Annotated in this window: 17 protein-coding genes; 9 read left to right on the top strand and 8 right to left on the bottom strand. The window is 75.0% G+C overall.

The features are described from left to right. The 3 genes from ACN27D_RS12025 to ACN27D_RS12015 all read right to left on the bottom strand — a co-directional run bounded on the left by ACN27D_RS12025 (position 1) and on the right by ACN27D_RS12015 (position 2076). Positions 1–465, bottom strand: a complete 465-nt coding sequence (locus tag ACN27D_RS12025; RefSeq protein ID WP_421499123.1) for a hypothetical protein — start codon at positions 463–465, stop codon at positions 1–3. 76 nt (positions 466–541) lie between these two features. Continuing rightward, positions 542–1285, bottom strand: coding sequence for a metallophosphoesterase family protein (locus ACN27D_RS12020; protein ID WP_121685126.1), 744 nt, complete (start codon positions 1283–1285; stop codon positions 542–544). Between the two features lie 113 nt (positions 1286–1398). Continuing rightward, complete coding sequence (locus ACN27D_RS12015) at positions 1399–2076, bottom strand: Crp/Fnr family transcriptional regulator (protein ID WP_007466162.1); 678 nt, start codon at positions 2074–2076, stop codon at positions 1399–1401. Positions 2077–2295: 219 nt separating this feature from the next. Between ACN27D_RS12015 and ACN27D_RS12010 the strand changes: the two genes are divergently transcribed. From ACN27D_RS12010 to ACN27D_RS11985, 6 genes are all read left to right on the top strand, one after another. After that, positions 2296–2982: an adenosylcobinamide amidohydrolase gene (locus ACN27D_RS12010; RefSeq protein WP_421499122.1), complete on the top strand. Its 687-nt coding sequence runs from the start codon at positions 2296–2298 to the stop codon at positions 2980–2982. Between the two features lie 172 nt (positions 2983–3154). Continuing rightward, on the top strand, positions 3155–4309 hold the full coding sequence (locus ACN27D_RS12005; protein ID WP_421499121.1) for a CapA family protein: 1155 nt from the start codon (positions 3155–3157) through the stop codon (positions 4307–4309). Next, complete coding sequence (nth, locus tag ACN27D_RS12000; protein WP_372443333.1) at positions 4306–5148, top strand: endonuclease III; 843 nt, start codon at positions 4306–4308, stop codon at positions 5146–5148. The genes ACN27D_RS12005 and nth overlap by 4 nt, the downstream gene beginning before the upstream one ends. Continuing rightward, a complete protein-coding gene (locus tag ACN27D_RS11995; RefSeq protein ID WP_357900224.1) occupies positions 5148–5750 on the top strand; it encodes a TlpA family protein disulfide reductase in 603 nt (200 codons plus the stop codon). The genes nth and ACN27D_RS11995 overlap by 1 nt, the downstream gene beginning before the upstream one ends. Beyond that, a complete protein-coding gene (locus ACN27D_RS11990) occupies positions 5747–6442 on the top strand; it encodes an NUDIX hydrolase (protein WP_421499120.1) in 696 nt (231 codons plus the stop codon). Before ACN27D_RS11995 ends, ACN27D_RS11990 begins: the two co-directional genes overlap by 4 nt. Positions 6443–6518: 76 nt before the next feature. Beyond that, the gene (locus tag ACN27D_RS11985) at positions 6519–7697 is read left to right on the top strand and encodes a MarP family serine protease (RefSeq protein WP_120572775.1); all 1179 of its coding nucleotides are present in this window, start codon (positions 6519–6521) and stop codon (positions 7695–7697) included. A 15-nt stretch (positions 7698–7712) separates the two neighbouring features. On the opposite strand, the gene ACN27D_RS11980 is transcribed toward ACN27D_RS11985, so the two are convergent. The 4 genes from ACN27D_RS11980 to eccCa form a co-directional block, all read right to left on the bottom strand. Then, complete coding sequence (locus ACN27D_RS11980) at positions 7713–8438, bottom strand: phosphatase PAP2 family protein (protein WP_350815420.1); 726 nt, start codon at positions 8436–8438, stop codon at positions 7713–7715. A gap of 30 nt (positions 8439–8468) precedes the next feature. Beyond that, on the bottom strand, positions 8469–9263 hold the full coding sequence (locus ACN27D_RS11975; protein WP_358173951.1) for a phosphatase PAP2 family protein: 795 nt from the start codon (positions 9261–9263) through the stop codon (positions 8469–8471). A gap of 40 nt (positions 9264–9303) precedes the next feature. Continuing rightward, positions 9304–10617 (bottom strand): type VII secretion-associated serine protease mycosin, encoded by a 1314-nt coding sequence (gene mycP, locus ACN27D_RS11970; RefSeq protein ID WP_421501135.1) that lies wholly within the window; start codon positions 10615–10617, stop codon positions 9304–9306. Between the two features lie 88 nt (positions 10618–10705). Next, entirely contained in the window at positions 10706–14644 is a 3939-nt protein-coding gene (gene eccCa, locus ACN27D_RS11965) for a type VII secretion protein EccCa (RefSeq protein ID WP_421499119.1), read from the bottom strand. A gap of 105 nt (positions 14645–14749) precedes the next feature. Here eccCa and eccD point away from each other — a divergent pair, with 105 nt between their 5' ends. Then, on the top strand, positions 14750–16132 hold the full coding sequence (gene eccD, locus ACN27D_RS11960; RefSeq protein WP_120572780.1) for a type VII secretion integral membrane protein EccD: 1383 nt from the start codon (positions 14750–14752) through the stop codon (positions 16130–16132). A 55-nt stretch (positions 16133–16187) separates the two neighbouring features. Here eccD and ACN27D_RS11955 read toward each other — a convergent pair whose 3' ends face one another. After that, positions 16188–16694 carry an inorganic diphosphatase gene (locus tag ACN27D_RS11955; protein WP_013288994.1) on the bottom strand — a complete coding sequence of 169 codons (507 nt, stop codon included), beginning with the start codon at positions 16692–16694 and terminating at the stop codon, positions 16188–16190. 511 nt (positions 16695–17205) lie between these two features. On the opposite strand from ACN27D_RS11955, the gene dacB reads away from it, so the two are divergent. Both dacB and ACN27D_RS11945 read left to right on the top strand, forming a co-directional pair. After that, positions 17206–18636, top strand: a complete 1431-nt coding sequence (gene dacB / locus ACN27D_RS11950; protein WP_358174295.1) for a D-alanyl-D-alanine carboxypeptidase/D-alanyl-D-alanine endopeptidase — start codon at positions 17206–17208, stop codon at positions 18634–18636. A gap of 66 nt (positions 18637–18702) precedes the next feature. Then, entirely contained in the window at positions 18703–19770 is a 1068-nt protein-coding gene (locus ACN27D_RS11945; protein WP_120574100.1) for a zinc-dependent metalloprotease, read from the top strand. Positions 19771–19845: the final 75 nt, after the last annotated feature.

Below are 19845 nucleotides of genomic sequence, written 5' to 3'. Positions count from 1 at the left end.
CTAGTAGAGCTCTCCGATGAGGACCGCGCGAGGGCGGGACGCCAGCAGGGCGGGTCGCTGCACCAGCACGGCGGTGGCGAGGCGGGAGCAGAGCCGGGCGGCGGCTCCGGCGGGCCCGGTCATGTTGAACGTCTCCAGCCACAGCGACGGCACCCGGAGCAGGCGGGCGGCGAGGAAGACGCCCACGGCCACGCCGGTGCCGGCCGAGACCACCACGTCGGGTCGCTCCCGGCGCAGCAGCAGCAGGGCCCGCCAGGCCGCCGGCAGCACCCGCCACCGGGTGCGCGTCGACAGCTCGGGCTGCCAGTGCACCCGCTGCCCGGTCAGCGCCACCTCGGTGTCGGGTGCGCGGACCGCCACCCACACCGGGTCGTGCCGCTCCCACCACGGTCGGAGCGCGAGCAGGTCGAGCAGGACGCCGCCGCTGCTGGAGACGAGGAGGATCCGATACCGCCGGTCCGTCACTACTTCACGCTAGCCCAGCGTCGCGGATCGCGATGCCCCGCTCCAGGCTGGACGGACGCCTCCCGGAGGGTTCGGGTCAGCGGCCGTCCCGCGGGGCGAAGACCGTGAGGGCGTCGGCGTCGGAGTGGCGGGAGCGGACGTACTCGTCGGCCCAGGCCGCCGCGTCCGGGAACGCCGACGCGGCGGCGACCCGGGCGCAGGCGGCGTCCACGTCGAAGCGGGTCCGGCGCAACTGCACACCCGGGCCGAGCAGCGCCCACCAGGCGCCCGCGCCCCCGTACGGCATGCCGACGCTGCCCGGGTTCACCACCAGGCGGCGGTCGACCAGCCGGGTGAACGGCATGTGCGTGTGCCCGCAGACCACGGTGCCGACCCCGGCCGGCAGGCCGGCGAAGACCTCGGCCCAGCGGTCGAGCCGCGAGTCGACGAGCACGACCTCCTCGTCGTCGCGTGGGGTCGCGTGGCAGAACAGCACCTCGCCCAGGCCGGTGACCGGCAGCGTGACGGACGGCGGCAGCGCGGCCAGCCGGGCCACCTGGTCGTCGCGGAGCTGCCCGGCGGCCCAGTTCGAGACCTCGATCGGGGAAGCCACCCCGGCCCGCGCCTGCACCAGCTCCCGGTCGGCGTTCCCGCCGACCCAGCAGGCCCGGTCACCGAGTTCGGCCAACCGGTCCAGCACCTCGACCGGCTGCGGACCGGCCGCCAGGTCACCGGTGAGGACGATCAGGTCGGCGGCGGCCACGTCCGGCTCGGCCAGGACGGCTTCCAGCGCGGGCAGCACACCGTGGATGTCGGAGAGGACGGCGACACGATCAGGCATCGTCCCAGCCTTGCGACACCGGCCCGGGAGGACCAAGCGATTCTGCGGCGGGCAGAGACGGCGCCGGCCCGGCTCGCACGGAGGCGGGCCGGGCCGGGAGGCCGGTACGGAGGTCAGACCCGCGCGCGGCGGGCCAGGCGCTCCGGGTCGAGGATGATGATGCTCTTGCCGTCCAGCCGCAGCCAGCCGCGCGAGGCGAAGTCGGCCAGCGCCTTGTTGACGGTCTCCCGGGAGGCGCCGACGAGCTGGGCGATCTCCTCCTGGGTGAGGTCGTGCGTCACGCGCAGCACGCCGCCGTCGCGGGTGCCGAAGCGGCCGGCCATCTGGAGCAGGTTCTTGGCGACCCGGCCCGGCACGTCCGTGAAGATCAGGTCGGCGAGCGAGTCGTTGGTCCGGCGCAGCCGGCGGGCCAGCACCCGCAGCAGCTGCTCGGCGATCTCGGGCCGGTTGTTCAGCCACGGCCGCAGCGCCTGCTTGCGCAGCCGGACCAGCCGGGTGTCGGTGACCGCCGTCGCGGTCGCCGTACGCGGACCCGGGTCGAAGAGCGACAGCTCACCGACCATGTCCGACGGGCCCATCACGGCGATCAGGTTCTGCCGGCCGTCCGCCGCGCGGCGACCCACCTTGATCTTGCCGGACAGGAGGATGTAGAGACTGTCGCCGGGTTCGCCCTCGTTGAACACGATCTCGCCCTTGCGGACCTCGATCGTCTCCATCTCCTTGGCGAGCGCCTCGGCAGCCTCCGGGTCGACACCCTGGAAGATCCCGCTGCGGGCCAGTACCTCGTCCATCGCGCACCTCCGCCTGCGCGTGCCGTCCGTCGGCCGGGTCCGCCGTCCGCTGATCCCTCGCGCGCCGCCAGTCTAGGCGCACATGAGTAGGAATCAGAGGTGCACCCCTGGAATCTTGATCGTTGGGCGTAACCCGCCCGACCCGGTGAGCAGCTAAGATCCCGCCTCCGGTCCGGGCCGGCGCCACCCGTTCCCTCCTGTGATCGTAGGGTGACCGGCGTGCTGTGTGAGCCGTTCCTGACCAGCCGGTCCGAATCCGGGTCGGACATCCCCGTGCTGGCCTGGCGGGCCGAGGCGCCGCTGCTGGCGGTCGGCTCCGCGCCGCTCGGCGGGGGGATCGGCGTCCGCGGGTGGGTGCTGAACGCGACGGTGCCGATGTCGTACGACCGGGACGACCCCGCCGCGCACCTGGCCGAGCTGGCCCACGGCCTCGACCTCGACGGCCCCGGGGTCGGGCTGCTGACCGGCGTGGACGTGACCGAGGTGGTCCGCCGCACCGACGGCGGCGTCCGGGTCTGGGCGACTGTGGGCCTGGGCACGCCGGTCTGGGCCGCCGCGCCCGATCCGGCGCCGCCCGCCGCGAGCGAGCCGGCCCGGCCCGCGCAGCGCGTCGGCACGGTCAACATCGTCGCGTACGTGCCGGTGCGGCTCGGCGACGCCGCCCTGGTCAACGCCGTGGCCACCGCCACCGAGGCGAAGGCGCAGGCGATCTGGGAACTGGGACTGCCCGCCACCGGCACCCCCACCGACGCGGTGACGGTCCTCTGCCCGGCCGGGGGCGATCCGGCCCCGTACGGCGGTCCCCGGTCGGCCTGGGGCGCGCCGCTGGCCCGGGCCGTGCACGCCGCCGTCCGCTCCGGCGGCGCCGGGACCGTCGTGCCCTGGTCCGACCGCCGGGCGGGCTGACGTGCGCCCGTCACATGCGACACGCCGGGTTTTCCGACCGATCGGCCCTCGTCGCGGCGTTCCGGGGACGGTAGCGTCGCCGACGATGTACGCTTCCGCCCGCTCTGTGCCCAGTACCCTCCGCGCCGCGGCCGCCGGGTCGCCTGCCGCCGTTCCCGCACCGCGTCGCGCTGTGCCCGGCCGGCGCCTGGCCGCGTTCGCCGCGCTCGTCGCCGTCCTCTTCGTCGCCGGCTGCGGCGGCGACGCCGGCGGGTCCGGCGGCGACCCACGGTGGCAGGCGGGGCAGGGCGGCGGATCGACCGGCTCGGCCGGGCCCCAGACGGGTGACCAGCCGGCGGCGCCCGACGCGTCGAAGGAGCCGTCGATCTCGCTCACCGCCACCGGTGACGTGATCATGGGCAACGCGCCGGACCGGCTGCCGCCCAACGGCGGCAAGGGCTTCTTCGACGACGTGAAGTCGGCGCTCAAGGGCGACCTCGTGATGGGCAACCTGGAGGAACCGCTCACCGACGACACCGGCGCCGGCAAGTGCGGCCCGGAGCCGAAGAACTGCTACCAGTTCCGCGCGCCGCCCGGTTACGCCGCGCACCTGCGGTCGGCCGGGTTCCAACTGCTCAACCAGGCCAACAACCACGGCTACGACTACGGCCGCCAGGGCTACGAGAACACCCAGTCGGCGCTGGAGGCGCACGGGCTCAAGCACACCGGCGCCCCGGGCGAGATCACTGTGGTGGACGTCAAGGGCATCAAGGTCGCCGTGGTGGGGTTCTCGTCGTACCCCTGGTCCAACAGCCTGGTCGACCTGAACGCCGCCAAGCAGGTGATCGAGATGGCCAAGGAGCAGGCCCAGATCGTCGTGGTGCAGGTGCACATGGGCGCCGAGGGGGCGGACAAGACCCGGGTCAAGCCGGGCACCGAGATGTTCTTCGGCGAGAACCGGGGCGACCCGATCCGCTTCTCCCGCACCGTCATCGACGCCGGCGCCGACCTGGTCATCGGCCACGGCCCGCACGTGCTGCGCGGGATGGAGTTCTACAAGGGCCGGCTGATCGCGTACAGCCTCGGCAACTTCGCCGGTGGCGGCAAGTCGCTGAACAGCTCCGGGCGGCTCGGCTGGGGCGGCGTGCTCAAGGTGTCGCTCACCGCCGAGGGGAAGTTCGCCGGCGGCACGTTCACCTCCACCGTGATGAACGGCGTGGGCCGTCCGTCGGTGGACCGCCAGGACCGCGGCCTCGGGCTGATCCGCGAACTGAACCGGGCCGACTTCCCGGACACCGGCGCGAAGCTCGACGGGACCGGCAAGATCACCGCACCGGCGGGTGGCTGAGCGCACCCCGGCCGCGCCGAGCCGCCGGAGCGTCGGCCCCGCGACGTAGGCTGGCCGACGTGACCACGCGCTCCCCCGAGACCGACCTCGGCCGTACGCGCCGCGCCCGGCGCATCGGCCGCGTGCTGACCGAGACGCACCCCGACGCGCACTGTGAACTCGACCACTCCAACGCGCTGGAGCTGGCAGTGGCGACGATCCTGTCCGCCCAGTGCACCGACAAGAAGGTCAACGAGGTCACACCGAAGCTGTTCGCCCGCTACCGCACCGCCGCCGACTACGCCGGGGCGGACCGCGCCGAGCTGGAGGAGATGATCCGGCCCACCGGGTTCTACCGCAACAAGACCAGCTCCCTGATCAACCTCGGGCGGGCGCTCTGCGAGCGGTACGACGGCGAGGTGCCCGGCCGGCTGGCCGACCTGGTGACCCTGCCGGGCATCGGCCGCAAGACCGCCAACGTCATCCTCGGCAACGCGTTCGGCGTCCCCGGCATCACCGTCGACACGCATTTCCAGCGGCTGGTGCAGCGGTGGCAGCTCACCACCGAGACCGACCCGGTCAAGATCGAGCACGCGATCGGCGCGCTCTACCCCAAGCGCGACTGGACGATGCTGTCGCACCGGGTGATCTTCCACGGCCGCCGGGTCTGCCACGCCCGCAAGCCCGCCTGCGGCGCGTGCACGTTGGCGAAGCTGTGCCCCGCGTACGGCACCGGGCCGACCGAGCCGGCCGCCGCGGCGAAGCTGCTCAAGGGCCCCCGCGCCCGTGACCTGGCGGTGGCCGTCGGCCTCGACCCCGACCTGGTGCCGCAGCAGGCCGCCGCGGCGGACGTGCCGTGATGCGCCGGTTCGCCTACCTTCTCGCCCCGCTGCTGCTCGCGGCCGCGGGCTGCACCGCCACGACCGAGCAGCCGGAACGTCCCGCACCGGCGACCCGGGCCGAGCGTCCCTCGCCGTTCGCCGACTGCACCCCGCTGACAGTCGCGCCCGCCGCCGCGTCCCCGACGCTTGCAGGGAAGGCCGGGGACCAGCTCCCCGACCTGACGCTCAACTGCTTCACCGGCGGCACGCCGGTGAGTCTGCGTGACGTCAAGGGTCCGGCGGTGATCAACGTGTGGGCGTCCTGGTGCCCGCCGTGCCGCAAGGAGCTGCCCGCGTTCCAGCGGCTCAGCGAGCGGGCCGACGGCCGGTTCCAGGTCATCGGCGTGAACAGCCGGGACAGCCGCGGCGGCGCGCAGTCCATCGGCGAGGACTACGGCGTCGACTTCCCGATGCTGCTCGACCAGGGCGACGCGTTCCAGCGCGCGCTCGGACGCAACGCGTTCCCGCTGACGGTGCTCGTCGACGCCGACGGGCGGATCCGGCACACCGACGCGACCGGCGCGCTCGACGACGCCCGCCTCGCCGCGCTGCTCCAGCGTCATCTCGGGGTGCGGGTATGACCCGACGGCCGCCCCCAGGGTGGTTCGACCCGCTGCTGAGCCGACTCGGCACCGCACGGGCGGAGGACTTCACCCGCATCGTCACGCCGTCTAGCGGCGGCCGGGAGAGCGCCGTGCTGGTGCTGCTCGGCGAGGAGCCCGGCGCCGGGCCGGACGTGCTGGTCCTCCAGCGCGCCGCGACGCTGCGCAACCACGCCGGGCAGCCGGCCTTCCCGGGTGGTGCGGCCGACCCGGAGGACGCCGACGCCCGCGCCACCGCGCTGCGCGAGGCGAACGAGGAGGTCGGCCTCGACCCGGGCAGCGTCACGGTGCTGGCCGAGCTGCCCCGGCTCTGGATCCCGGTCAGCGACTTCGTGGTCACCCCGGTGCTCGCCTGGTGGCACGACCCGCACCCGGTGCACCCGCGCGAGCCGGCCGAGGTCGCGCACGTCGCCCGGCTGCCGGTCACCGAGCTGGTCGACCCGGACAACCGCATGCGGGTACGCCACCCGAGCGGCTGGATCGGTCCCGCCTTCTCGGTGCGCGGCATGCTCGTCTGGGGCTTCACCGCAGGCGTGATCGACCGGCTGCTGGAGATGGGCGGCTGGTCCCGGCCCTGGCCGCACTCGCGCGTGGTGGAGCTGCCGCCCGTCGACGCCACGCCCGCTCCGTCGGCGGGCACCGAGCCGGCCGACGAGAGCCCGGTGCGGTGATCACCCGTACGCATCCCCGGGTCACGTTCCGCGAGCGCTGAGCCGAGCGCGGGCCAGGTGCCCGTACCCTTGGGGCGTGTCCGCCGTGGATCTCGTCCTCCTTCTGCTCATGCTCGTGTTCGCGATCAGCGGATACCGTCAGGGCTTCGTCATCGGGGCCCTGTCGTTCTCCGGCTTCTTCCTGGGCGCGCTGCTCGGCCTCCAGGTGGGGCCGCTGATCGCGCAGCAGTTCGCGACGAGCGGCACACGCGTGCTGATCTCCCTGGTGGCGATCTTCGGGCTCGCGGTGCTGGGGCAGGCGCTGGCCGGCTGGCTCGGCTCCAACCTGCGGGCCGCCATCACCGGGCCGGCCGGCCGGAAGATCGACGACGTCGGCGGCGCGTTCATCTCGGTCGTCGCGGTCATGCTCGTGGCGTGGCTGGTCGCCGTGCCGCTCGGCTCCTCCTCGGTGCCGTGGCTGGCCTCCTCGGTCCGCAACAGCGCGCTGCTCACCGTCGTCGACCAGGTGCTGCCGGACAAGGCGCAGGACCTGTCCACCGCGCTGCGCGACACGGTCGACACCAACGGCTTCCCGGACGTGTTCGGCGACCTCGCGCCGACCCGGGCCCGGCAGGTCGCACCGCCCGACCCGGCGCTCGCCAACTCCCAGGTGGTGCAGAACAGCAGGCGGTCGGTGGTGAAGGTGCTCGGCTCCGCGCCGAGCTGCTCGCGCCGCATCGAGGGCTCCGGCTTCGTGTACGCCGACGACCGGGTGATGACCAACGCGCACGTGGTCGCCGGCACCCGCTCGGTGGCTGTGGAACTGCGCGGCGAGCGGTACGACGGCGAGGTCGTCGTCTACGACCCGGACCGGGACCTGGCCGTGCTCTACGTACCGGGGCTGCCCGGGCCGTCGCTGCGCTTCGCCGCCGGCCCGGCCGCCACCGGCGCCGACGCGATCGTGCTCGGCTTCCCGCTCGACGGCCCGTACGACGCCCGCCCGGCCCGGATCCGGGACGTCGACCGGATCACCGGCCCGGACATCTACTCGGCCGGTGACGTCAACCGGGAGATCTACACGATCCGGGCGCTGGTGCGCAGCGGCAACTCCGGCGGCCCGCTGGTCTCCTCGAACGGCCTGGTGCTCGGCGTGATCTTCGCGGCGGCAGCCGACGACCCGAACACCGGCTTCGCGGTGACCGCCGCCGAGGCGCGACCGGTGGCGCTGGCGGGCGCGGAGCGTACCCGGGGAGTGGCCACCGGCGACTGCACCTGAGCCGGCCGGCGGCGCTCAGCCACCCGCCGGTGCTCCCGCCGGTGTCGACTCGTCGCCGGAGCGGGACAGCGGCAGCCGGGCGCGGCCCCAGGTGAGCGTGCGGTCGAGTACCGCCCGCGCCATGATCGCCACGCAGGCGCCGCCGTTGAGGAACGAGGCGACCACGTCGCTGGGGTGGTGCATGCCCCGGTACATCCGGGTGAGCGCCACACCGACCGGCACCAGCACCAGCAGCGTCCACCAGCCGACCTTGGCCGGGGTGCTGCGTGCCCGCAGCGCCAGCAGCACCGCGAGACCGACGTAGAGCGCGGTGGCCGCCGAGGTGTGCCCGGACGGGAAGCTGGACGTGGGCGGGGACGCGTCCATGTGCGCGACGGCCGGGCGGTTCCGGTCGATGGCCATCGTGGTGAACAGGAAGATCAGCGCCTGCGCGGTCACCGCCGCGCACAGGAACAGCGGCTCCCGCCAGCGGTGCAGCACCAGCCGCAGCACCAGCGCCGCCAGCACCGTCACCACGACGATCATCTGGGTGCTGGCGAGCGTGCTGAACACCAGCGAGACGTCGTTCCACCCCGGCGTCCGGTCGCCGGCCAGCTCACGGTTGACCGTGTCCTCCACGGTGAACGGCCAGGTGCGGGCCAGCACCCGGGTCACCAGCAGGCCCAGGCCCACCATCAGCGCGAACAGCAGGGCCAGCGGCAGCAGGACACGCCGGGTGACTCGGATCACGACGTCGGACATGGGCTCGCCTGTACCCCGGCGGGGGTCCGGCTACGCCCGGCCGCCCTCCGGCCGCCGGTCGGCCAGCTCCGGCTCGACCCCCTCGCGCAGCGGACGGGTGGACGGCCGCCCGGATCCGCCGCGCCAGGTGGCGAACGCGGCCGAGGTCGCGGCCACCACCGCCACCCCGAGCACCCAGCCGCCCACCACGTCACTGGTCCAGTGCACGCCGAGCGTGATCCGGCTGAGCCCGGTCACCACCGTGACCAGCAGGGCGGCGGTCCACAACGCGACCCGGCCCCGGCGGCTGTCGCGCACGAACGGCAGGAACACCAGCAGCAGCACACCCGCCGCCAACGTGGCGTTGAGCGCGTGACCGGACGGGAAGGAATAGCCGGCGGCCCGGGCCACCGGGTCCAGCAGATCCGGCCGGTCCCGGCCCACGAGCAGCTTGAGCAGCGCGCCGAGCAGCCCGCCCGCGACCATGGTGACCACCACCCAGACCGCGAGGCGGGACGCGCCGCGCCGGACCAGCCACACCACCACCACGACCGCTGCCACCCGCAGCGGGCCGGGCCCGAACACGTGCGTCCAGACCGTCATCACACCGGCCCAGGCGGGATGGGCCTGCGCGTACCCGTGGAACGCGTCGGTGATCGAGGCGTCCAGCCGCAGCAGGGGCGGCCAGGCGCCGAGCACCAGCAGCGCGAGCAGGGCGAACGGCACCAGCACCAGGAACGCCGCGGCCACGGTCAGGGTGAGCCGCAGGCCCAGCGAGTGCTCGGGGTCGAGGCGGCGGCTCCGCCACGACCGGTGCGTGACCGTCGCCCCGGTGGTGGTCTCCATGGGGCTTCCCCTACCCACCCGGGGACGGGATCAGACCGGTTCAGCGACGGGTCTGCCGGAACCGGCGAACCATCAACGCGGTGCCGGTGACGAGCGCGACGAACAGGGCCAGGCCGGTCCAGAGCCGCTCCGGCGCGGAGACGTCCGTCTGGCCCGCCGGCCGCGCGTTCCAGCTCTCCGCCGTACGCCCGAGCGGGTCGCCACCCCGGCCCGCCGCGGCGGCCCGGGTGTCCCGCCCGTCGCCGGGCGCCGGCCCGAAGCCCACCACACCGGGGGAGTCGTTGTCGTCGAGCGGGTTGTGACCCACCGGCGGCACGTCGGCGGTGAGCGCGGCCACCGGGTCGACCAGGCCGTAGCCGAACCGGTCGTCCCGGCCGGTCGGACCGAGATCACGGGCGGTGGCGATCAGCCGGTTGACCACGTCCCCGGCCGACATCTTCGGATAGCGTGCGCGGACCAGGGCGGCCGTCGCGGCGACGAGCGGCGCGGCGAAGCTCGTCCCCTGCACCCGCCAGTAGCCCTCCGGCCGGGCGCCGTAGAGCCCGGTGGCCGGGGCACTGAGCACCGTCTCGTGACCAGTGATCGAGCCGGACCAGAGGTTCTCGCTGGTCCGCTCCAGCCCGGCGACCGCGAGCACACCCGGCTCCCGGGCCGGGTACCAGACCTCGGTGGTCGTCGAGGTGGCCAGGTTGCCGGTGCAGGCGACCACCACCACGTTCCGGGCGAACGCGTAGTCGAGCGCCGCGGCCAGGGCCGGGTTGTCGCTGCTGCCGCCGAGCGACAGGTTGACCACCTGGGCGCCGTTGTCGACCGCCCAGCGCACCGCCTTGGCGATGATCAGCGCGTCGTCGTAGCGGTTCTCGGCGTCGAGGACCCGGACCGGAAGGATCTTGGCGTCCGGCGCCAGCCCCAGCACGCCCCGGTCGTCGTCGGCCCGCCCGGCGATCAGCCCGGCGACAGTGGTGCCGTGCCCCACCGGGTCCGGGCCGTCCGAGCCGTCCGGCGTCACCAGGTCCAGGCCGGGCAGCACCTGACCGGCCAGGTCGGGATGGGTGCCGTCCACACCGGAGTCGATCACCGCGACCACCACGCCGCGCCCGGTCGAGGTGCGCCACGCGGTCTTCGCCCGCAACTCCTCCAGCTGCCACTGCTCGTCGCGTACCTGGTCGGTGCGCAGCAGGAGGTCGGGGCTCACCCAGGGGCGCGCCACAGTGGCCGGGGCGGCGGGTGCGGCATGGGCCGGCGGCGCCAGCGGACCGGCCACGGTGACCAGCGCCGACGCGGCGGCGAGCAGCACGCGTCCGGCGCGACGCCGGGGCGGCCCACCGGGCGGTCCCTGCCGATCCCCTGTCACATTCCCCAGCCGTTCGGTCGCCTCAGACACATGCTGCACGGAGATTACCGGTTGTCCCGACCGTCACGGGGCAACTCCGCGAGGCGGATCACCCGGGCGGGAGATGCGCCAGCTGCACCAGGCGCACCCCCTCCCGGCGCGTCACCAGACGCGCCCGGCCCGGGGGCAGCGGCCCGGCCTTCACCTGACCGACGAGCGCGCCCTCCTCCGGACCGCCCGACATCACCAGGCCGGCCGTGGACAGCTCGCGCAGCCGCTGCACGATCGGCTCGTACGCGGTCCGCCCGGCACCGCCGGTACGCCGCGCCAGCACCAGGTGCAGCCCGACGTCCCGGGCGTGCGGCAGGTGGTCCTCCAGCGCCCGCAGCGGGTTCGTCGGCCCGCCGGCCACCAGGTCGTAGTCGTCCACGAGCACGAACAGCTCCGGCCCCTTCCACCACGACCGGCTGCGCAGCTGCGCCGGGGTCACCTCCGGCCCCGGCTGCCGCCCCTGGAGATAGCCGGCGGCCGACTCGATCAGCTCGGCGGTGTGCGGCGCGGCAGTGCCGTACCCGATCAGGTGCGGGGTCTCGATCACGCCCATCAGGCTGCGCCGGTAGTCCACAAGCATCACCCGGGCCTGCTCCGGCGTGAACCGGTTGACGATCGAGGTGGCGAGCGCGCGCAGGAATGACGACTTGCCGCACTCGGCGTCGCCGAAGACCACGAAGTTCGGCTCGGTGGCGAAGTCCAGCACCACCTGGGACAGGTCCGCCTCGGCCACGCCGATCGGGAACGCCAGCCCGCTCGTCGCGCTCTGGTCCAGCTCGGCGTACGGCAGCACCGGTGGAAGCAACCGCACCCGGGGCGCGGACGGACCGGTCCACGCGCCGGCCACCGCCTTGACCAGGTCGGCGGTCTCCGCGCCGAGCGCCTCGACACGGGGCTCGGCGGTGAGGAAGTGCAGCCCGCCCGCCGTGATGCCGCGACCCGGACGCTCCTCCGGCACGGTGGCCGCCAGCGCCCGCTTGACCACCACCGAGTCGGCCGGGTCGCCGAGCCGCAACTCCAGCCGAGAGCCGAACAGGTCGCGGATCGCCGGGCGGAAGTCCGACCAGCGCAGGGCGCTCGCCACCACGTGCACCCCGTACGCCAGGCCCCGCGTGGCGAGTTCGGTGACCAGCGGTTCCAGGTCCTCGTACTCGCCGCGCAAGGTGTTCCACCCGTCCACCACCAGGAACACGTCCCCGAACGAGTCCGGCGCGCCCGCCGCCCGCCGCCGTCGCCACGCGGCCATCGACTCCACACCGGTCTCGGCGAAACGCCGTTCCCGCTCGGCCAGCAGGCCGGCGACCTCGCCCACGGTACGGCGCACGGCGGTGCCGTCGGTCCGCCCGCTGACGCCGCCCACATGGGGCAGGTCGCGCAGCGTGCCGAGCGTCCCACTGCCGAAGTCGAGGCAGTAGACCTGCACCTCGGCCGGGGTGTGGGTGAGCGCGAGCGCGCAGACCAGCGTGCGCAGCAGGCCGGACCGGCCGCTGCGGGTGGTGCCGACCACCGCGACGTGCCCGGCCGCGCCGTCCAGCGCCAGCCAGAGCAGGTCACGCCGCTGCTCGAACGGCTTGTCCACCACCGCCACCGGCACCTGGAGCGCCCCGTGCAGCTCCGGATTCGCCACGGTGAGCCCGCGTGCCGGGTCGGCGCCGACCGGGCCGAGCAGCTCGTCCAGCGCGGGGGAGGCGTCCAGCGGCGGCAGCCACACCTGGTGCGCCGGCGGGCCCTGCCCGGCCAGCCGGTCCACGAGCAGGTCGAGGAGCGTCTCGCCGCCGTCGTCCTCGGCGGGCAGGGCGACGGGCGCGGGCGGCTCAGGCACCGGGACCAGGTGGGTGGAGAACGCGAGCACGCGCGCCTCACCGGCGCCGGACGCGCCCGCCGCACCGCCGCGGCGGCGGACCGCGCCGGAGACGTACGCGGCCCGGAACCGGACCAGCGGGTCGGTGCCCGAGCGCAGGTAACCGTGCCCCGGGCTGCGCGGCAGCTCGTGCGCGTCCGGCACGCCCAGCACCGTCCGGGACTCCAGCGCCGAGAACGTCCGCAACCCGATCCGGTACGACAGGTGCGTGTCCAGCCCGCGCAGCCGCCCCTCCTCCAGCCGCTGGCTCGCCAGCAGCAGGTGCACCCCGAGCGACCGGCCCAGCCGCCCGATCTGCACGAACAGGTCGATGAAGTCGGGCTTGGCCGACAGCAGCTCGGAGAACTCGTCGCAGATCAGCAGCAGCGACGGCAGCGGGGCCAGCGGCGAGCCGGCCGCCCGGGCCCGCTCGTAGTCGCGCACGCTCGCGAAGTTGCCGGCCCGGCGCAGCAGCTCCTGCCGGCGCATCAGCTCACCGTTTATCGCGTCCACCATCCGGTCCACCAGCGGCAGCGCGTCGGCCAGGTTGGTGATCACGGCGGCGGTGTGCGGCAGCCGCTCGAACGGCGCGAACGTGGCGCCGCCCTTGAAGTCGACGAGCACGAAGTTGAGCTGCTCCGAGCTGTGCGTGGCGGCCAGCCCGAGTACCAGCGTGCGCAGCAGCTCCGACTTGCCCGAGCCGGTCGCGCCGATCAGCAGGCCGTGCGGGCCCATGCCGTCCTGCGCCGACTCCTTCAGGTCGAGGTCGATCGCCCCGCCGTCGGCGCCCACCCCGATCGGCACCCGCAGCCGGTCCCGCGCGGCCCGGGGTGCCCAGCCCTGCTCGGCGGTGAAGCCCTCCGGGTCGCCGAGACCCAGCAGCTCGGGCAGGCCCAGCTCGGCGCCGGGCGGCGCGTCCGGTCCGCGTACCGTGCCGGCCAGCCGCAGCGGCGCGAGCCGCCGGGCCACCGCCTCGGCGTCGGCGGGCGCCAGCGCGTCGGCGGCGCCCACCTCGGCGTGCCCCTCCGCGGAGTGCGAGTGCAGCCGGCCGTCGACCAGGTCGAGCAGGAGCGCGTACCGGTCGAGCAGCCGGGGCGGCGGGGTGTCCAGGTCGAGCACGGTGACCGCGTCGATGCCGCCGTCACCCGCCAGGTCGGTCGCGCCGGTCAGGTCGCCGCCGTCGAGCACCACCACGACGTGCGGCCCGTCGGTCGCGGTGCCGTGCGGGCTGAACCGGGACCGCGTGCCGAGCACGTCGTCGAGCAGCCGTTCCAGGTCGGCGGCGGAACTGGTGACCAGCCGTACCGGGCCCAGCGCGTCGGTACGCGCCGGATGGTGCGCGTGCGGCAGCCACTTCACCCACTCCCATGCGGCCCGGCGCTCCGGCCCGGCGCAGACCGTAATCAGCAGCTCGTCCGGCGCGTGGAAGACGGCGAGCTGGGTGAGCACCGCCCGGGCCAGCGCCTGCGCGGCGGGCGACCCGGCGCCGCGTACCGGGCCGGCCGGCCCGCGTACGAAGACCCGGGCGAAGCTGCGCAGCGACAGCGCCACCGGCAGGTCCGGCACCACCGAGTACGCGTCCAGGAAGCGCCGCAGCGCCCCGGCCGTCATCGGTTCCAGCTCCTCCAGCGGGCGGGTGACCGGCGGGACCAGCGGGGTGGCCAGCGTCTGCGGGCCGACACCGACCCGGACCACGGCGAAGTCCGGGTCGCCCGGACGGCGTTCCCAGACCCGGTGACTGTCGACAGTCGACCAGAGCCGCCCCGGCTCGGGATGGCGGTAGGACAGCCCGGCCCGCTGGGCCCCGGCGGTCTCCCGCACCCGGCGCCGGAGCGTGGCCAGGTGGCGCAGGTACTCCCGGCGGGCGGCCATCAGCTCGGACTTCTTCGGCCCGGCGCTGCCCCAGGTGGTCACCAGCATCGCCAGCGAGGAGAGGCCGAACATGCCGCCCACCACGTACGAGTAGGCCCCGCCGCCGCGGCCGAACATCATCGCCATGGCCACCGTCCCGCCGAGCATCGGCAGCACCATCAGCGCCTGCTGCCAGCGCCCGCCCGCAGCGGCGGGGATCTCCGGCGGGGCCTCGACGGGCAGCTCACCGACCGGGATCTCCGGGGCCGGGCGGCGTGGTGGCCGCTTGATGACGACAGTGGACACTCACCCTCCCCGAAAGTGGCTCTGGGTAACCCGAGCCTGGCTCATCGTAGGTAAAGTCCTCTCGTCCGTCAGCCCACTCCCTCCGCTCGATATGGAGATGCCTCGATGACAAGCGGGCTCGCCCGGGTCACGATCAGCGCGCCCAGGCGGCGGGTCGACGTGGCCCTACCGGAGCAGGTGCCCCTGGCCGAGCTGCTGCCCGAGGTGCTCCGGCACGCCGGTGAGGGACTGGCCGACGACGGGGAACGGCACGGCGGATGGGTGCTGCGCCGCACCGACGGCGCGGTGCTGGCCACCGCCCAGGCGCTGCTGCCGCAGGGCGTCCGCGACGGCGAGGTGCTGCACCTGGTGCCGGCCCGCGCCCAGTGGCCCGAGCTGGAGTACGACGACGTGGTCGAGGCGATCGTGGACGGCGCCCGGCGCCGGGGCGCCGCCTGGTCGGGCCGGGCCACCCGGGCCGCCGCGCTCGCCGGTGCCGCCGTACCCCTCGCGGTCGGGCTGGTCGCCGTGGTCGCCGCCGGTCCGGGCGCGCGGGGCTGGCCGGTCGCCGCGGCGGTCGCCCTGATCCTGGTGCTCACCGCCACCGCCGCGTCCCGGGCGTACGGGGACGGCCCGGTCGGCGCCACGCTCGGCGGGTACGCGCTGCCCTGGGCCGCGGTGGCCGGAGCGCTGGCCGTCGCCTCGGGCGACCCGGTCGGCCCGATCCCCGGCCTGCGCTGGGTGGGCGCCCCCGAACTGCTGGTGGGCTCGGTGGCGCTGCTGCTGGTGGCGGTGCTCGGCCTGCTCGGCGTGGCCAGCCGGTCCCGCGTCTTCGTGGCCGGGGTGACTGTCGGCGTGGCCGGCGTGGCGGCAGCGCTCGGCGGGCTGCTGCTCGACCCGGACGGCACCGCCGCGGTCCTGCTCGCCGTGCTGGTGTTCGCGCTCGGCGGGCTGCCGCTGCTGGCCATCCGGGTCGGCAAGCTGCCGCTGCCGCCGCTCACCCTGCCCAGCCCGGCCGGCACCCGCGACCTGCCGGACCGGGGCCGGGTGCACGCGGCGGTGGCCCGCGCCGAGGAGGTGCTCACCGGGATGCTGCTCGGCCATGCGGTGCTGGCCGTCGGCGCGCTCGCGGTGCTCGTCTCCGTCGGCCGGACCGCCGGGCTGCTGCTCGCCGCCGTGGCATGCGGGGTGCTGCTGCTGCGCTCCCGCCTGTTCGTGGCGGTACGGCACCGGGTGCCCGCGATCGTCGCCGGGCTGGCCGGGTTCGCCCTGCTCGGCGTGGTGCTGGCCGACCGGGCCGGTCCGGGTGGCCGGCTCGCGCTGACTGTGGGCGGGCTGGCCCTGGCCCTGACGGCGGTCACCGCCGGGGCCACGTACGCCCGGCGCCCGGTCTCCCCGTACCTCGGCCGGCTGGCCGACCTGACCGACACCGCGCTCGTGGTCGCTGTCGTGCCGGTGGCCTGTGCGGTGCTCGGCCTCTACGACCGGGCCCGCGACCTGCTCGCCTGAACACGCGAAGGCCCGGGTCGCGAAGCGCGACCCGGGCCTCCGGCAGGCGTGATCGTCAGTGCAGCGTCTCGCCGCGCTCCTCGGCCTCCTTGGCGCGCCGGTACGAGGCGGCGATCTCCGCCTCGGCCTCGACCCGGCCCACCCAGGTCGCGCCCTCGACCGACTTGCCCGGCTCCAGGTCCTTGTAGACCTCGAAGAAGTGCTGGATCTCCAGCCGGTCGAACTCGCCCAGGTGGTGGATGTCGCGCAGGTGCTCCTGACGCGGGTCCTCGTAGGGCACGCAGAGAACCTTGTCGTCGCCGCCCTTCTCGTCCGTCATCCGGAACATGCCGATGGTGCGGCAGCGGATCAGGCAGCCCGGGAACGTGGGCTCGGGCACCAGCACCAGCGCGTCCAGCGGGTCGCCGTCCTCGCCCAGGGTGCCCTCGATGAACCCGTAGTCGGCCGGGTACTGCGTGGAGGTGAAGAGGGTGCGGTCCAGCCGGATGCGGCCGGTCGCGTGGTCTACCTCGTACTTGTTGCGGTGACCCTTGGGGATCTCAACCGTGACGTCGAAATCCATCTTCCACGCTCCCTCGTTTGCCCACGCTGGCTAACGGAAACCAGCGGCTCACCCCCGGCGCGGGGTGAACGCCCCCCGTCGGCTCCGGCCGCCGCATAGTGTTCGGACCGAAGTAGTGTCGCCCAAGGCGATTTCGAGCGGGGAGGAGGGGGCCGTGGGGAGGGAAGATTCACACTACCGCCCCGAGAGGGTTGACGGGCGCGGGTCCGCCGGTTCCGGTTCCGGCGGGGCCACCGGACGGGTGTCCGTCCCGGGGGCGAACGTCCCTCATCGTCCCTCTCCGGCCACCGGGTCCGCCCGCGTCGGCCCGCCGCACCACGGTTCCGGTCCGCCGCACCACGGCTCCGGCCCGGCGAGCGGCTCGGCCCGCGTCGGGCCGCCGCACGACCCGGCGGCGCCGCTGAACTGGCCCGGCGCGCCGGCACCGATCCCGGTCAGCCCGCCGGTCCCGCCGGTCGGCGCCGCGCCGCCCGTACCCTCCGGGCCGCCCCCGGCTCGACCGCGACGCCGCATGCGGCTCGTCGCGGCGCTCGCCTGCGTGCTCGTGCTGGCCCTGGCGGTGGCCGGGCTCGCCGTGCTGCGCCCCGGCCCGGTCGCCGGGTGGCTGGGCGACGACGACAGCACGGGTACGGCGGTCGCCGCGCCGCCCGAGCCCTCCCCGCAGGCCGTGCTGGCCGGGCCGGACGGCAACGCCCCGCTGCCCACCGAGGCCGGTATCCGATCCGCGCTGGACCCGCTGGTCCGCGCCGCCGCGCTCGGTGACCGGGTGCACGTGTCGGTGGCCGACGTGAGCACCGGCCAGACGCTCTACGGCAGCGGCCAGGACACGCCCACCGTGCCCGCCTCGGTGACCAAGCTGGCGACCGGCGTGGCGGTGCTCGCCGCGCGTGGCCCGGCCTACCGGATCCCGACCCGCGCGGTGGCCGGGGCCAACCCGGGCGAGGTGGTCCTGGTGGGCGGCGGTGACCCCACGCTCGCCGTGGACAAGAACGGCTTCTACCCCGGCGCGGCCCGCCTGGACGACCTCGCCGCCCAGGTGCGCGACGCGCTCGGCGGCACCGCCCCGACCAAGGTGATCGTCGACTCGTCGCTGTTCAGCGGCCCGGTCTTCGAGCCCGGCTGGGACGCCGACATCCCCACCGGCGGCTTCGGCGCGGCGATCACCGCGTTGATGACCGACGGCGCCCGGAAGAACCCGGCGGAGGCGCGGCGCACCGCCGAGCAGACCAACCACGCCGCCGAGCGGGTGCCGCAGCCCGACCTGACCGCCGGCCGGCAGTTCGCCAAGCTGCTCGGCCTGACCGGCGGCGCCGCCCAGGTCGCCCGGGGCACCGCGCCGGCCGCGTCCGGCGCCACGGGCACCGCCGCCGGCGCCGAACTCGGCACTGTCGAGTCCCTGCCGATGATCCGGCTGGTCGACATCATGATCAGCGACAGCGACAACGTGATCGCCGAGGCGATGGCCCGCCAGGTGGCGCTCGCCAAGGGCAAGCCCGGCTCGTTCGTCGGCGGTGCGGCGGCCACCGACCAGGTGCTCGGTGAGCTGGGCCTGCCCGCCGGCGAGATCAGCCTGGCCGACGGCAGCGGGCTGTCCCGCACCAACCGGATCAGCCCCTCGCTGCTCACCGACCTGATCACGCTCGCCGGCAACGGCAGCCACCCCGAACTGGCGGCGATCTTCGGCGGTCTGCCCGTCGGCGGCTGGTCCGGCACACTCGACGAGCGCTACCGGGCGGCGGCGACCCGCGCCGGAGCGGGCGTCGTCCGAGCCAAGACCGGCACGCTGAGCGGCGTCAACGCGATCGCCGGCACGGTGACCACAGCCGACGGCCGGCTGCTCACGTTCGCCGTGCTCACCGACCGCACACAGGGCTCGCTGGACGAGACCCGGGCAGCGCTGGACCGGATCAGCTCCGCGCTGGCCGGGTGCGGCTGCCGCTGACCGACGGGCGTCGATCGGCCGGCGCGAGCCCGGGTGGGGGTGTTCCGGCGCGGGTACGGTGGGTTCATGGCGCAGTTCGTGGACTGGGATCTGGCCGCCGCTACCGCGGGGGCGCTGAGCAAGTCGGGCCCTCGGGTGTCGTACGCCGAGGCCACCGACGTGGTCGGCGACCTGCGCCGGCTGACCGACGAGGCGGCCGGTCACGTCGCCGACTACACCGGCCTGCGGGCGCAGGTCGCCCACCCGCCGGTACGCGTGGTCGACCGCCGGGACTGGGCGGCTGCCAACATCGCCGGGCTGCGTGAGGTGGTCTCCCCGCTGGTCGAACGCCTCTCCGGCGACAAGCGGCCCGGCGCGCTCACCGAGGCGATCGGCTCCCGGGTCACAGGTGTGCAGGCCGGCACCGTGCTGGCGTACCTCTCCGGCCGCGTGCTCGGCCAGTACGAGGTCTTCGCCGGCGACCCCGGCCAGCTGCTGCTGGTGGCGCCGAACATCCTCGAGGTCGAACGGAAGCTCGGCGCCGACTCGCGCGACTTCCGGCTCTGGGTGTGCCTGCACGAGGTCACCCACCGCACCCAGTTCACCGCCGTGCCGTGGATGCGCGCGTACTTCCTCGGCGAGGTGCAGGCGTTCGTGGACGCCTCCCAGGGCGGCGAGCACCTGCTGGAACGGCTGCGCCGCGGCGTCGCCACGCTCTCCGACGCGGTGAAGGACCCGGAGAGCCGGGCCAGCGTGCTGGACATCGTGCAGACCCCGGCCCAGCGCGCCGTGCTGGACCGGCTGACCGCGCTGATGACGCTGCTGGAGGGCCACGCCGAGTTCGTGATGGACGGCGTGGGTCCGCAGGTCATCCCCAGCGTCGAGTCGATCCGGGCGGCGTTCAACCGGCGCCGCGAGTCCGGCAACCCGCTGGAGAAGGCGATCCGGCGGCTGCTCGGCATCGAGGTCAAGATGCGCCAGTACGCCGAGGGCCGCAAGTTCGTGCACGGCGTGGTCGACCGGGTGGGGATGCAGGGCTTCAACAAGATCTTCTCGTCCCCGCTGACGCTGCCCCGCCTGGACGAGCTGGGCGACCCGGACGCCTGGGTGTCCCGCGTGCACGGGCCCGCCGGTGCCACCCCGCCCGTCGGCTGATCCGCCCGGCCCGGCCGGTTCCGGCGGCTCGGCTGGTTCGGGGGCTCGGTCGCGTCGCTCTCCGTCGCCCGCTCC

The sequence above is a fragment of the Micromonospora sp. WMMD1274 genome (assembly GCF_049179035.1).
Lineage (GTDB): Bacteria > Actinomycetota > Actinomycetes > Mycobacteriales > Micromonosporaceae > Micromonospora > Micromonospora tulbaghiae.
The sequence above is the reverse complement of the archived record's forward strand: the minus strand, read 5'-3'. Positions and strand labels throughout refer to the sequence as shown.

What these genes read in the sequence shown, in the direction of transcription:
- ACN27D_RS12020 (WP_121685126.1), bottom strand. Translation starts at nt 1,285, where the DNA reads ATGCCTGATCGTGTCGCCGTCCTCTCCGACATCCACGGTGTGCTGCCC.
- ACN27D_RS12015 (WP_007466162.1), bottom strand. Translation starts at nt 2,076, where the DNA reads ATGGACGAGGTACTGGCCCGCAGCGGGATCTTCCAGGGTGTCGACCCG.
- ACN27D_RS11995 (WP_357900224.1), top strand. Translation starts at nt 5,148, where the DNA reads ATGCGCCGGTTCGCCTACCTTCTCGCCCCGCTGCTGCTCGCGGCCGCG.
- ACN27D_RS11990 (WP_421499120.1), top strand. Translation starts at nt 5,747, where the DNA reads ATGACCCGACGGCCGCCCCCAGGGTGGTTCGACCCGCTGCTGAGCCGA.
- ACN27D_RS11980 (WP_350815420.1), bottom strand. Translation starts at nt 8,438, where the DNA reads ATGTCCGACGTCGTGATCCGAGTCACCCGGCGTGTCCTGCTGCCGCTG.
- ACN27D_RS11975 (WP_358173951.1), bottom strand. Translation starts at nt 9,263, where the DNA reads ATGGAGACCACCACCGGGGCGACGGTCACGCACCGGTCGTGGCGGAGC.
- eccD (WP_120572780.1), top strand. Translation starts at nt 14,750, where the DNA reads ATGACAAGCGGGCTCGCCCGGGTCACGATCAGCGCGCCCAGGCGGCGG.
- ACN27D_RS11955 (WP_013288994.1), bottom strand. Translation starts at nt 16,694, where the DNA reads ATGGATTTCGACGTCACGGTTGAGATCCCCAAGGGTCACCGCAACAAG.
- dacB (WP_358174295.1), top strand. Translation starts at nt 17,206, where the DNA reads ATGCGGCTCGTCGCGGCGCTCGCCTGCGTGCTCGTGCTGGCCCTGGCG.
- ACN27D_RS11945 (WP_120574100.1), top strand. Translation starts at nt 18,703, where the DNA reads ATGGCGCAGTTCGTGGACTGGGATCTGGCCGCCGCTACCGCGGGGGCG.